The organism is Desulfitobacterium dichloroeliminans LMG P-21439 (assembly GCF_000243135.2).
Taxonomy (GTDB): domain Bacteria; phylum Bacillota; class Desulfitobacteriia; order Desulfitobacteriales; family Desulfitobacteriaceae; genus Desulfitobacterium; species Desulfitobacterium dichloroeliminans.
In genome coordinates this window covers 139799-152377 of sequence record NC_019903.1, presented here as the reverse complement: position 1 = coordinate 152377, position 12579 = coordinate 139799, and the positions used below count along the sequence as shown (strand labels likewise).

Annotated in this window: 13 protein-coding genes, 1 riboswitch and 1 other annotated feature; of the genes, 1 reads left to right on the top strand and 12 read right to left on the bottom strand. The window is 46.0% G+C overall.

Annotated features, from left to right (window positions below):
* Positions 1 to 43 precede the first annotated feature (43 nt).
* Positions 44 to 298: a binding site (T-box leader), on the bottom strand.
* Between the two features lie 27 nt (positions 299 to 325).
* From ytxC to DESDI_RS00675, 12 genes are all read right to left on the bottom strand, one after another.
* Positions 326 to 1207 (bottom strand): putative sporulation protein YtxC, encoded by an 882-nt coding sequence (ytxC, locus tag DESDI_RS00730; protein WP_015260716.1) that lies wholly within the window; start codon positions 1205 to 1207, stop codon positions 326 to 328.
* A gap of 245 nt (positions 1208 to 1452) precedes the next feature.
* Positions 1453 to 1860, bottom strand: coding sequence for a bacteriohemerythrin (locus DESDI_RS00725; protein ID WP_015260715.1), 408 nt, complete (start codon positions 1858 to 1860; stop codon positions 1453 to 1455).
* A 221-nt stretch (positions 1861 to 2081) separates the two neighbouring features.
* Positions 2082 to 2936, bottom strand: coding sequence for a polyamine aminopropyltransferase (speE, locus tag DESDI_RS00720; protein WP_015260714.1), 855 nt, complete (start codon positions 2934 to 2936; stop codon positions 2082 to 2084).
* A 2-nt stretch (positions 2937 to 2938) separates the two neighbouring features.
* Positions 2939 to 4390 carry an aminotransferase class I/II-fold pyridoxal phosphate-dependent enzyme gene (locus tag DESDI_RS00715; RefSeq protein ID WP_015260713.1) on the bottom strand — a complete coding sequence of 484 codons (1452 nt, stop codon included), beginning with the start codon at positions 4388 to 4390 and terminating at the stop codon, positions 2939 to 2941.
* 153 nt (positions 4391 to 4543) lie between these two features.
* Complete coding sequence (locus DESDI_RS00710; RefSeq protein WP_015260712.1) at positions 4544 to 5473, bottom strand: ketopantoate reductase family protein; 930 nt, start codon at positions 5471 to 5473, stop codon at positions 4544 to 4546.
* A 116-nt stretch (positions 5474 to 5589) separates the two neighbouring features.
* Complete coding sequence (locus DESDI_RS00705; protein ID WP_427846162.1) at positions 5590 to 5973, bottom strand: Na+/H+ antiporter subunit G; 384 nt, start codon at positions 5971 to 5973, stop codon at positions 5590 to 5592.
* A complete protein-coding gene (locus DESDI_RS00700) occupies positions 5960 to 6244 on the bottom strand; it encodes a Na(+)/H(+) antiporter subunit F1 (RefSeq protein ID WP_015260710.1) in 285 nt (94 codons plus the stop codon). The genes DESDI_RS00705 and DESDI_RS00700 overlap by 14 nt, the downstream gene beginning before the upstream one ends.
* The gene (locus DESDI_RS00695) at positions 6237 to 6719 is read right to left on the bottom strand and encodes a Na+/H+ antiporter subunit E (RefSeq protein ID WP_015260709.1); all 483 of its coding nucleotides are present in this window, start codon (positions 6717 to 6719) and stop codon (positions 6237 to 6239) included. Before DESDI_RS00695 ends, DESDI_RS00700 begins: the two co-directional genes overlap by 8 nt.
* On the bottom strand, positions 6719 to 8218 hold the full coding sequence (locus DESDI_RS00690; RefSeq protein WP_015260708.1) for a Na+/H+ antiporter subunit D: 1500 nt from the start codon (positions 8216 to 8218) through the stop codon (positions 6719 to 6721). Before DESDI_RS00690 ends, DESDI_RS00695 begins: the two co-directional genes overlap by 1 nt.
* A complete protein-coding gene (locus DESDI_RS00685; RefSeq protein ID WP_015260707.1) occupies positions 8211 to 8549 on the bottom strand; it encodes a Na(+)/H(+) antiporter subunit C in 339 nt (112 codons plus the stop codon). The genes DESDI_RS00690 and DESDI_RS00685 overlap by 8 nt, the downstream gene beginning before the upstream one ends.
* Positions 8537 to 8974, bottom strand: coding sequence for a Na(+)/H(+) antiporter subunit B (locus tag DESDI_RS00680; protein ID WP_015260706.1), 438 nt, complete (start codon positions 8972 to 8974; stop codon positions 8537 to 8539). The genes DESDI_RS00685 and DESDI_RS00680 overlap by 13 nt, the downstream gene beginning before the upstream one ends.
* Complete coding sequence (locus tag DESDI_RS00675) at positions 8971 to 11373, bottom strand: Na+/H+ antiporter subunit A (RefSeq protein WP_015260705.1); 2403 nt, start codon at positions 11371 to 11373, stop codon at positions 8971 to 8973. The genes DESDI_RS00680 and DESDI_RS00675 overlap by 4 nt, the downstream gene beginning before the upstream one ends.
* Positions 11374 to 11528: 155 nt before the next feature.
* Here DESDI_RS00675 and DESDI_RS00670 point away from each other — a divergent pair, with 155 nt between their 5' ends.
* Positions 11529 to 12227: an adenine nucleotide alpha hydrolase family protein gene (locus DESDI_RS00670; RefSeq protein WP_015260704.1), complete on the top strand. Its 699-nt coding sequence runs from the start codon at positions 11529 to 11531 to the stop codon at positions 12225 to 12227.
* Between the two features lie 79 nt (positions 12228 to 12306).
* A riboswitch (cyclic di-AMP (ydaO/yuaA leader) is annotated at positions 12307 to 12430 on the bottom strand.
* Positions 12431 to 12579: the final 149 nt, after the last annotated feature.

Below are 12579 nucleotides of genomic sequence, written 5' to 3'. Positions count from 1 at the left end.
ACCGTCCTACCCTCTTGGAATTAATACAAAAAACCCTCATCCCATATGGGACGAGAGCATTATTCCCGTGGTTCCACCCAAGTTAAAGCCTCAAAACCAGCGAATCCCCAAAGTGACATTCACGGCCTGATACTTTCTCTTTGCTCCCTTAACGCGGGCAGACGTCCGAGCCTACTCAGATTCAACTCAGCACTCTGGGGTGGTTTTCCTCTGCTTCTTCATGAGAGATGCTTTCAGCCACGGCATCCCCTCTCTTGCATCAAGTAAAGCAAGATACTTTCCCCATCATCATTTTTAATAATTATATCTGCCCGTAAAAGCTTTGTCAAATCTTCTCACAGATAGGACAGCCACCGGGACAATAGCTGACACGCCCTTCAAAGACTTTGCAGATGGTTTGCAAAGTATCCTGATACCCTTCATAACGAATATGCAGTACAATCTCCCGCGGAGCCACAGCGATTAAGGCACTGACGAGCATATCTTCATAGGTCAATTCTTGCGAAGAATCCATGAAAAACAGATCATCCATGGTTTTCTTGGTCATCTTTTTGCCATCTTCATTATAAAGGTTGAATTTCCCTTGCTTCGTAATTCCTACATGCAGGGTATGAACACGAGACTCCTGCGAATCGACAAAGTGTTTGAGCAATTGGATAAACTCCACATACTCGGTGGCGATGACATGCTCATTAACCACATAACTGACCGCTTTATTGATTTCTTCTTTATAACCTTTAGCCCGGAACCGCAAAAAACCTTCCATATCGAAGAGTGGCTGTGATTCCAAACATTTGACGATTTGATTTACCAAGGACGCTTTACGATGGATCCGATAGCCTTTCCACTCCCGGGATTCTTCATTAAGGTAATGGAGAGCCTTTTCAAAAACCTGAACAACCTCTTCCCGTTTCATTTTAAACTTTCTTCTCAACAACCAGCGTATATGATCCTTTTCCCAGTGGAGTAGGATTGTTTCAGCGATGGCATTCGCTAGATAATAGCTATGAATTTTCTTGGTGGTTTCTCGATCCTCTATATCCTCTATAGCTTCTATTTGGAACTCGCAATCAATTAACCAGCGCTTCCCTTGCTGATACTCGTGAAGCACAACCGGCAAGTTCTCTTCCTCTTGGAGCTGACGAAGGCGCTCGTAGATGCTTTCTCGATAATATTGAGTCCCAACCTGAACGGAGTGTTGTTCCAACCTAGCATCCCCTCCATAGTAGAGTATATGAGCAAGGTCTGCTCATATTTCGGCTTCAAACGAAATACTCTAGCTATTTCGTAAAACCATATATTCCCTACTATTGCCAGGTTGTGACCTCATTATTCCCTCATCGGATTATGCTGGAGGAAAGTATCCATCGAAGTTATACTCTCTGCCAGTATAAAAAGGGCCTGTCTGCAATCGGTAAGCTCGTACCGATTTGCAGACAGGCCTTAACGTTCTTATCTTGTAATGCGAATAAATTCTTTAATTCCAAAATCACTCTTCAGAATATGATCGAGTACCCAGTCGAAGATAAAATTCAAAAGCTTGCGGGTATGTCCATCTTGGTCTTGGTCAATGGCGTCCAAATCAATGGATTCGATTTCTTTTATAAAGTCGTCATGAGCAACTTTTTGTTTGAAGTACCCAGGGTACTTAATTTTTAACATATAGTCTTCTTCAGTTTTAAAATGGTAAATGGTATAGTCCTTAAGCTCTAGGATAATTGTCACGATCTTGTCATACTTATCCGGTAGCAGGTAGTTTTCTAATAAGTCATAGATTTGATTCCCGATTTCAAACAAACGCATATGTTGTTCATCAATCACCGCTACCCCAATCGAATACTCCTCTTTCCACTTTAACATAGCATCACCTCTTCATAGTATTTAATGAACGAATTATGTATGGAAAATGTGTTAGCCCTTGTGGAATTATGCATTAAGTATCAACTTGTCTATAACCACTATTCTACATCACTCTATGCTCAGTAAGCAAATACCCTCGACTCTAGCACCTCAATATTAGGTCCACGAGCAGAGGGTAAACAAAATTCGCTTCACCCTAGTGACCACAAGGACCTTGAGCCTTAGTCCGTTGCACTCGCCAAGAGTTCTTTGACATAAGTGGGTAGAGCAAAACAGCCCTTATGAATCTCCGTATTATAGTATTGGGTCTTAAGGCCTAAGTCGTTCCAGGCTTGTTCATTGAGATCCACTAAAGGATCGTACTTTTTCGAAGCAAAGCCAAAAAGCCAGTGCCCTGAGGGGTAGGTGGGAATATGAGCCTGATACACACGGCACACCGGGAAGAATTCCTTAATCCGCTTATGGGCCCGACCCATGTTCTGAGCATAATCTTCATAGTAAGGACTTTCATGCTGGTTGACGAGAATACCATCGTCCTTAAGGGCCTTATAGCAGTTACCATAGAATTCCTTAGTGAAAAGTCCCTCCCCCGGTCCAAAGGGGTCCGTGGAATCGACAATCACGAGATCATAGGCATTCTCCTTAGTCCGTACAAACTTCAACCCATCCTCAAAGAACAGATTGACTCGCGGATCCTCCAGCTTGCAGGCGGTCTGGGGAAGATACTCCTTGCAGACTTCCACTACAAGTTTATCTATCTCCACCATGTCGATATTCTCGATGGAATCATACCGGGTCAACTCTCGGACTGTTCCTCCATCCCCGGCACCTATGACCAGGACATTTTTAATCTTAGGGTTCGTAGCCATAGCCACATGGACAATCATATCATGATAGATAAACTCGTCCTTTTCTGTCACCATCATCAACCCATCCAGAGTAAAAAACGTACCAAACTCTCTGGATTCAAACACATCAATCCGTTGAAATTCGCTCTGGTTCGAATAGAGTTGCCGGTCTACTTTAATCGAAAAGCGGACATTTTCCGTATGCTCTTCTGTATACCATAATTCCATTGCTATTCCTCCACGACTTTGATATTTTCAACGGCCATATCCTCTGTGCCTGTTAGGAAACAGCCTTTGATCTTAGAGTAATCGATATACTCGATAATATCCTTAGTAATTCTTTCGCCCGGTGCCAGAATCGGAATCCCCGGCGGATAAGCCATCACAAATTCCCCACTTATCTTGCCCTCGCTCTCCTTGATAGGAACGGAATAGTTCTCCGCATAAAAAGCGCGTTGCGGACCCATGACCACGACAGGATTAATATATTCGTGCTCAAACATCCCCGCTTTATCCCGCTGATAGCGCCGCTTGATCTCCGACAAAGCTGAAACTAGGCGTTCCAAAGCTAAGGCCCGATCCCCCACCGAGATAATCGCGAGAATATTGCCGATATCCCCAAACTCAATCTGGATATCATAATCATCCCGGAGAATATCATAAACTTCGATGCCCGCTAGCCCAATTTGCCGAGTGTGGATCGAAAGCTTAGTACAATCAAAATCATAGACCGAGTCTCCATTGTTTAATTCTTTACCGAAAGCATAATAGCCGCCAAGTTTATTCACTTCATCCCGACCATAATTGGCTAGATATAAAGCTTTATCAAAAATCCGCTTGCCATGTAAGGCTAGGTTGCGCCGGGAAATATCTAAGGAAGATAAGAGGAGATAGGAAGCGCTCGTAGTTTGCGTTAGATTAATCATATGTCGAACTCGTCCAACATTCAAGCGCTCACCGATTAATAACATAGAACTTTGGGTGAGGCTTCCTCCCGTTTTATGCATACTGACAGCAGCCATATCTGCTCCTGCTGCCATGGCACTGATGGGCATATCCTCTCCAAAATAAAAATGGGTACCGTGTGCCTCATCCACCAAGGCCAACATACCATGTTCATGGGCAAGCTCAGTGATCCTCTTCAGATCAGAACAAATACCATAATAGGTTGGATTATTGATTAGGATGGCCTTCGCCTCCGGGTTTTCAGCAATAGCCGCTTCAACATCTGCTACAGACATTCCCAATGGAATCCCGAGCTCTCGATTGACCCCCGGATTCACGTACACCGGAATCGCTCCACTGATAATTAAGGCATTAATCGCACTGCGGTGAACATTCCGCGGCATAATAATCTTCTCGCCCTGCTTGCAGGCACTCATAACCATCGCCTGGACAGCCGAAGTGGTTCCATTCACCATAAAAAAAGCATGATGGGCCCCAAAGGCCTCTGCCGCCAACTCTTCTGCTTCTTTGATCACAGATACAGGATGTCCTAGGTTGTCTAGTGGTTTCATGGAGTTAACATCCACGGAAAGGCATCTCTCTCCCAAAAACTCCGTTAATTCAGGGTTCCCCTTCCCCTGCTTGTGCCCGGGAACATCAAAAGGCACCACCCGCATGGACTTGTACTTTAGCAACGCCTCATATATGGGAGCCTTGCTTTGCCGTGGTGAATGCATGACACCACCCCCTTTATTTATAAAATATAATAATACAAAATTTAGAGAAAAAAGTCGACCTAAACTCGTTGCAAAATAAAACTGGATGATTCCCTGCTAAGAACTCATCCAGTTAAAGCATAAGGTGAACCTCACAAATTTAACGATTTGACTCTATTTCTGTAAAGCATTTCCCTGTTCATAGGGTTTTATGAGACCATAAAGGGTCTCAATCGTTGGGACTTGGAGATTATGGCGATGAGCCAGACGAATCGCACCGCCTTGGAGGCTCTCGACTTCCAAAAACAATCCTTTACGCTTATCCTGATGCATAGAAGAGGTCGACCCCTTTTGATATTTACTTAAACCCACCACATTTTGATCGACAAACTCTTCTATTAAGACAGCACCGGTCGCTGTAGCTAAACTTTTCATTTCCTCTAAAGCGCGACGATAGACGTTTCGTGATGCGTCATGAGCATCAATCAGATCTGTAGTAAGATCGCCGGCCGTCGTTACCCCTGAAAATACGCTAATAAAGGCATATTTTGCCCAAATCTCATTCCAAACTTTATCGTTATAAATTGTTTTGAAATTCGCCTTGGCTAGGACTTGTTCTAATTGCTGGCAAAACTCTTTACTCGAGGGTTCTAATTCACCGAAGATAACCTGAGCAAGTTTACCCGTATGAATCACCGTTCCTTCGGAATCGAGAGTGGCGATAATCTTGCAGACACCACCTATAACGTTCTCGCGACCGAACTCCTTCTGCAGGATCTCATAATGCTCCACCCCGTTGAGGAAGGGCAATAGTTTAGCGCCGCGCTCCACTAACACCTTGAGCTGTGGGAGACTGGCAGCTAAGTGGTAATTTTTAAGTCCCACGATCACCAGATCACATGCCGGTATATCCTCACTATTTACCGCAGTCTGCGGTTCGGCAATGCTAATATCCCCTATGACACTCTTAACGACTAAACCCTTTGCTTTGAGTTGCGCCGCTCTGTTTTGTCGAACTAAGAAGGTAACATTGGCTCCGCTTTCCGCTAATCTCGCCCCGAAGTATCCTCCGGTAGCCCCTGCTCCTAGTACAGTTATGTTCATATTTCACTGTCCTTTCATCATCATGCTTCTTTCATAGTATGTTTCCTCTATCTATTCCCTATTTTACAACAAAAATGTCTGAAGGGAAGACTGAATGTTAATATGATCTACCCTCGTTAGCTCTCTGTGGAGAGCGGGGGTTCCTTGGCATCATGGCGGTTCGCCGTCAAGACCTCCTTGAGTTCATCATGAGGATTGTCTCCAGCCATTTTCACCCCTGAGCGGTAAGCCGCCCGGCAGATAACATGGGCCCCCACCGGAGCCGTTAAGAACACGAAGAAAATCCCTAACAGCAATCGAATACTAATATATCCATCTACAAAAGCGAAATAAAGAAACACCCCGATCAGTACCAGAAGGACTCCCAGCGCCGAGCTTTTCGAGGCCGCATGGGATCTGGTGTAGACATCGGGGAAGCGGAGCGCACCAATCGCACTGATTAAGGCCACCAGACCGCCCAAGATAATCATGACTGATACTAAAACTTCACCCATTCTCATCATAATCAAATACAATGCCCCTCTCGATGAATTTCGAAAAAGCAACCGTCCCAATAAAAGAGAGCATTCCGAGCAACAAAATCCCTTCGAAAAAGGCATGGGTCCTCAATAATACGGATAAAATCGCCATAATGGAAATTAGGTTGATCCCGATCGTATCCATAGCAATAATGCGATCCGGCACGGTTGGTCCCTTGATTGCTCGGTACAATAACAACAAGGTAGCAAAGGAAAATAAAAATAAAGCCAACTGTAACACCATCTCAAACATCCCGTGTCACCTCCATGATCGCCTTTTCTAAGGCATGAATCGATTTTAAGACCGTATCTTTTACATTTGCCAAATCCATGGCATGGATATAAAGTATTTTTCCATCAGGTGAAACTTCCAGCACCACTGAGCCCGGGGTCAGGGTAATCAGCAGGGACAACAGCGTGACCTCCCCGGCTCCCTCCAGCTGCGTATGCAGTGCAAAGATTCCCGGCCTGAAATTCATACGGGGCTTGAGCACCAGCTTCAGCACAAAGATACTTGACGAAAAAATCTCCCAAATCGCCACATACAAAAATTTAGCCATCGCCCAGAGCTTAATAAGATAAAAGGGCGTCCGGAAAAAGCGTTTCATGATAAAGATCAAAGACAACCCTACCAAGTAGCCCAGAAAAAAATCAGCACCGCTCCATGCATCTCGGAAGAACATCCATAGAAACGCCGTAAAGATATTTAACAAAAGCTGGATTGCCATTAGATCACCTCGCTCAGCACGGCTTTAATATAGACCTCTGGATTCATGAGTCCATACCCAGCTTGCTCTATATAAGGATAAAGCATTTCCGCCCCCACCCCTAAGCCGATGCTCACAACCAGCAAGCCAGCACAGGGTATCAGCAAGCCCCTGATCTCTTTCTTTTCCCCACCACGGTTCACCCGTGCCTCCCCCCAAAAGGTCAGGATGAAAATCTTAATCAGGGAGAAAAGCACCAATAGGCTGGATAGCAAAGCAAGAGCGGTCAACCCATAGAACCCCATCTCACCCACCCCTCGAGCCAAGCCCTCCTGCACAATCAGTACCTTACCCAAAAAGCCACTTAGGGGCGGAATTCCACCCAAAGCCAAGGTCGTCAGCAAGAACAGCCACCCTAAAAAGGGATAGCCACGAATCATGCCACCCATTTTCTTTAATTGATCAGAACCCGCCACCAGAATGATGATACCCCCCAGCAAAAACAAAAGCGCCTTCGTTACAATATCATGGAGCAGATAGTAGAGGGCACCCATCAACGCCTCCTGGGTGAAGATAGCCAACCCGGCGACAATGAATCCGACCCCGATAATTACGTTATAGCCCAGGATGCGGTGGATATCCCGATACGCGACAGCTCCCAAACTACCCAGAAGCAGGGTTAGTCCGGCCATTATTGCCAACAGGGTATGGGTGACCTCCGGCTGATGATAAAACACCAGAGTAAACATTCTAAACAAAGCATAGATCCCCACCTTAGTCAACAGAGCCGCAAAGACCGCTCCCACCACCGTGGGGGGTGCGCTGTATGCCTCAGGCAACCAAAAGAAGAGAAAAAGTGCTGCCTTTAAGCTAAACACAACCATAAAAACCAAAGCTACCGCCGTCAAGTAGCCGCCCTGACCTATCTCCGCAATCCGTACTGAGAGGTGTGCCATATTCAAAGTCCCCACCACTGCGTAGAGATAGGCAATCCCCAAGAGAAAAATCGTCGAAGACAGACTATTGATCACCACATACTTGATGGTCCCCTTCAGCTGCCGCTTCGTTCCCCCCAAGGAAAGCAACACATAGGAAGAAAAGAGCATCACCTCAAAGAAAACAAAAAGATTGAATAAATCCCCGGTGAGGAACGAACCATTGACCCCCACCAACAAAAACTGGAAGAGGGAATAAAAATAATACTGTTCCCGCTCCTTCCCAATCGATTGGAACGCAAACAAGATACAAGCCATGGCCACCAGGGACGCAGTCAGCACTAACAGCACCGAAAACATATCCGCCACCAACACAATCCCATAGGGAGCTTGCCAACCACCGACGGCCAAGGTCTGAATGCCTTCATACCTCACTTGTTGCACCAGCTTGAGGGCAACCCCGAAGACCAAAGCTATGGAAATAACGCTCAGCACCCTCTGTACTCCTATATTCCTGCGCATCATCGCCATCAACAAGCCCGCCAACATAGGGATCACTAGGGGTAAAACCACCACATTATTCATCCTCTAAACCCCTCATCTGCTCCATATCATCCGTCCCGACACTGACGTAGGTACGATAGGCCAAAACCAGCAAAAAAGCCGTAAGTGCAAAATTAATAACAATAGCCGTCAAAATCAAAGCTTGGGGAATCGGGTCAGTATAGGAAGGCGCCTCTCTCTCCAATAAGGGTACCCCCCCTTTTTTCAAGCCCCCCATAGTCAAAATCAGCAGATTCGCACCATGAGCGATCAGGGATGAGCCCAGAATAATCCTCAGCAATTTTCGAGAAAGCAAGAGATACACTCCGATAGCAAACAAGATTCCTATGACCACTGACATCAATGTTTCCATATGCTGATATCCTCTCTAATGTCATAAATAATGGTCAAGGCGGTTCCTAAAACAGCCATACCCACACCCACATCAAACAACACCGCCGTCGCCAGCTCTGTCTTCCCGAAGATGGGCAGCACAAAATAACCAAAGGTGTGGCTCAAAAAGGGCTGATCAAATAGAAAGGAGCCCATAGCTGTCAACAGGGCAATCAGAACCCCGCTGAAGGCCAACATCTGAAAATCCAAAGGAAAGCCTGCCCGTACCGTCTTGAGATCAAAGGCTATGAACAACAGCGAGATTCCCGCTGCAAAGACCAAGCCCCCAATAAAGCCACCACCCGGATTGTGATGACCAGCCATGAACAGAAAGACCGCAAAGGTCAAGATAATAAAGGTCATCACTCGGGTCACAGTCTGCAGGATCACATCATTGTTTCTCATTTTGGATTCTTCCCCTCTCCCCGCAATTTAATCAGGGTATGAACCCCTATGCCCGCCATACAGAACACCAAGATTTCAAACAGAGTATCAAAACCCCGGAAATCGACCAAAATGGCATTGACGATATTCTTAGCGCCGGCTAACTCATAAGCACTCTCGTAAAACCGGGAAATCGGCTCGAATACGCGATTTCCTTGCGCGGATAAAGCCATAATCGTCACCACGAGACCCACTCCGACAGCGATCACCAACTCCGGCACCCGCCAGCCCACCTTCTCATTCTTTCCCTGCCAACTCGACAGAAAATAAAAGCACAGCAAAAACAGCACCGTGGTCACGGTTTCTACAACTAATTGGGTCAGCGCCAAGTCCGGCGCTCGAAAGATGACAAAGAACGCAGCCACCAAATAGCCTGCGATACCCAAGCCGATAATCGCGGTCAACCTGGTACGGCTCCACAGAACCATCAAGGCCGCGCCCACAAGCACGAGAACCAAAACCAACTCAAAGAGCGCGATAGGACTAGCGCCCGTCGGGTCAAAGGCAAAACCTCCATTGATCAGCATACTTCCACCACTTACGGTGATAAAAATAGCAAAAATATAGAGTAGATAATCACGAAGACGACCCGTCATATAAAAATCGGTGAACCGTGCTGCAAAACCCTCGGTCTTGGCTAAGAAGTTATCATAGAGGGCACTCCAAGTAAAACGGGCAGGTACACGTACAATAATCCCCCGCCATTTGCGGAAGGCCAGGAAGACTATCGTTCCTATCCCTACGACTCCCAACGTCATCAGCAACTCCGGCGTCCAACCATGCCAAGCCGCGATAGTTCCTAAGCCAGAGTCGGCCGCCACAAATCCCGGTAAGATTGCAGCCATCGCCGGATAGAGCAGATACTTGGCCAATACATTGGGGAAGAAAAAGAACAAGATAACCAGCCCCGCCAAAATCATCGGCGGGAACAACATACCCCAAGGCGCCTCATGAGTCTTTTTCTCCAACTTTTGCGGCTGATATTTCCCCATAAAGGGACGCAGAACGAAAATCATGCAATAGACAAAAGTAAAAACACTGCCCACCCAGGCCACGAAGGGAAGGAGTCTCCCCCAGGTCTCCAGATGAAAAATACCGAATTGCGACGCGTTGAGCATCCCGGTGAAAAAGAGTTCCTTACTTAAGAAGCCGTTAAAAGGTGGCAGTCCAGCCATCGAGAAACTACCAATGACCGCTAAACTAAAGGTGACCGGCATCAGATTCATCAATCCGCCCAACCTGCGGATATCACGAGTCCCCGCCTCATGGTCGATGATCCCCACCACCATGAACAAGCATCCCTTAAAGGTTGAATGATTCACCAGGTGAAACACTGCTCCCAAAATTGCTGTCGTATACAGCGCCCCCGCTTCAGCCACCCCAGAGTAAAGGGCCGCCGAACCGATCCCCAGTAAGCTCACGATAATCCCCAATTGCCCAATCGTCGAATAGGCCAACATCGCCTTTAAATCTGTCTGCTTGACCGCCACAAAAGAGCCCCAAAATAAAGTGATCAGCCCCACTCCAGCAACCAGCCAGAACCAGACCATATTCCCGCCAAAAATCGGTGTTAAACGAGCAATCAGATAGATCCCGGCCTTGACCATCGTCGCTGAATGGAGATAAGCACTAATCGGTGTCGGAGCCTCCATGGCATCGGGGAGCCAGATATGGAACGGAAACTGAGCAGACTTCGTGAAAGCCCCTAACAAAATTAAGACCATCGCTGGGATAAAGGTTGAATGGCCCTGTATCACCGCGAACTGGGCAATCATCTCCCGAATACTGAAGGTCCCCGTAATATTCCCCAGCAAAAGTACCCCTGTTAGCATCGCCAAGCCGCCCGCAATAGTAATCATAAAAGCCTTCTGTGCACCATAGGTAGAACTTTTTCTTTGATACCAATAAGCAATCAATAAGAAAGAGGAAATACTTGTCATCTCCCAGAATAAATAGAGCACAAGCACATTCTCAGCAAAGACTACCCCTAACATCGCACCCATGAAGAGCAGCAAGTAGACATAAAAATTATGCAGAGCTTCCCGCTCCTTCGATAGATAATAAATCGAATAGAGAATAACCAAAGCTCCTACCCCCGTGATGATCAAACCGAACATCAAGGAAAGCCCATCCAAGTACGCCGTAAAGTTTATACCCAGGGAAGGAATCCAAGGAAGCTCATAACTTAAGGTTCCCCCCTCGGCTACCTGAGGAATCTGCCTGGCCAAGCTGACAAACAAAAGCGCCGGTACAGGCAGCACAAACCAACCCGTATGAATACGCCGGAGGCCTTTATAAAGGAAAGGAACGAGTATCGTGTATAAAAATGGTGTAAGAATAAGTAGATGTAACCAGGACACAAATCAGCCCCCTTCCTTGATTATTTGGGGATTTAGCCTTAGAATTACGGGACAAACAAAATTCTCCACTTGAAATAATAAAATAATAATATATATTAGATACTATATAATTAGAACAAAAAATCACGGTATGAAAATCGGAGGAACAGTTTGAAATGAAAACCACAAGAACACGTATGGATGAAGGTATCCTCGTCTGCGTGTATTATGGCCCCAATGGTGAACGTTTAATTCGCCGCGGATGTAAAATCGCAAGTATGCTGGATTGCCCTCTCTACATCCTCACAGTGGACCCTTTACCCTTTGAGGAATTCGATGCAGAAAGATCCGACTATATTAATCGTTGGAAGCAACTAGCAAAAGAGTATAATGCTGAAGAATACATTATTAGAGATAATGAAAAGCGACCCGTCACTAAGGTCATCGCTGAGGTAGCTAGGGAAAGCAACATCACCCAAATCATCCTTGGTCAGACAGCTCAGAACCGTTGGCAAGAGATTACCAAAGGCTCCATTATCAACGTTCTCCTCCGTGAAATTCCCTTTATCGACCTGCACATCATCTCTGAAGCGCGGGCCATCGTAGATCAAGAAGGTTATTTCCAAAAGGGTGTCCGAGCCTATCTCATTCAGGAAGGCGAAAAATATCGCCTCAGCTTCGACTACTCTAAGGACATTACCTACGAAGGAATCTTCTTCAAAGAAACAGGCACCGACTTCAACAACGGCGTTTTCCGCTTTATTAATGAACAAGGAACCATCCAGGTTCATGTCACCGACGATTATGCCCACTCGATGCAAAATGTTACCATCACCGGACCCGGCTCCGAGTCAGAGATCTGGGATAAGGAATAAAACGAATAAGCTAAGGATTGAACGAATAAAAGATATAGATGAATTGAAAGCCACAAAACTGCCGTGCTACCAACACGACGTTTTGTGGCTTTATGCTTACGAGGTTAGCTGTCGGGTTAGGAGTAGCTGCCCCTACTATATCGATTAGATTCACCCCAAAAAGTGGTTCCCCCGCTTCTTAAAGAACTCAGCACCTTATAAAAATCCCTATAAAGAATATATATTTACTATACCTTAAATTATCCGTAAAGTCTAATCTCAAAACTCTAAACCCTCCAAAGCAGTTCCTAAGAAATCCTCAAGCGGGAAACGATAATCTATCCTAACGTGTAGGACTTTATCCTTAACTGTC

Bases quoted from the DNA above. Each gene is read 5' to 3' on its own strand.
- DESDI_RS00685 (WP_015260707.1), bottom strand. From the start codon at position 8,549: ATGGAAACATTGATGTCAGTGGTCATAGGAATCTTGTTTGCTATCGGA.
- DESDI_RS00725 (WP_015260715.1), bottom strand. From the start codon at position 1,860: ATGTTAAAGTGGAAAGAGGAGTATTCGATTGGGGTAGCGGTGATTGAT.
- speE (WP_015260714.1), bottom strand. From the start codon at position 2,936: ATGGAATTATGGTATACAGAAGAGCATACGGAAAATGTCCGCTTTTCG.
- DESDI_RS00670 (WP_015260704.1), top strand. From the start codon at position 11,529: ATGAAAACCACAAGAACACGTATGGATGAAGGTATCCTCGTCTGCGTG.
- DESDI_RS00705 (WP_427846162.1), bottom strand. From the start codon at position 5,973: ATGAGAATGGGTGAAGTTTTAGTATCAGTCATGATTATCTTGGGCGGT.
- DESDI_RS00715 (WP_015260713.1), bottom strand. From the start codon at position 4,390: ATGCATTCACCACGGCAAAGCAAGGCTCCCATATATGAGGCGTTGCTA.
- DESDI_RS00690 (WP_015260708.1), bottom strand. From the start codon at position 8,218: ATGAATAATGTGGTGGTTTTACCCCTAGTGATCCCTATGTTGGCGGGC.
- DESDI_RS00700 (WP_015260710.1), bottom strand. From the start codon at position 6,244: ATGTTTGAGATGGTGTTACAGTTGGCTTTATTTTTATTTTCCTTTGCT.
- DESDI_RS00710 (WP_015260712.1), bottom strand. From the start codon at position 5,473: ATGAACATAACTGTACTAGGAGCAGGGGCTACCGGAGGATACTTCGGG.
- DESDI_RS00680 (WP_015260706.1), bottom strand. From the start codon at position 8,974: ATGAGAAACAATGATGTGATCCTGCAGACTGTGACCCGAGTGATGACC.
- DESDI_RS00695 (WP_015260709.1), bottom strand. From the start codon at position 6,719: ATGGCAATCCAGCTTTTGTTAAATATCTTTACGGCGTTTCTATGGATG.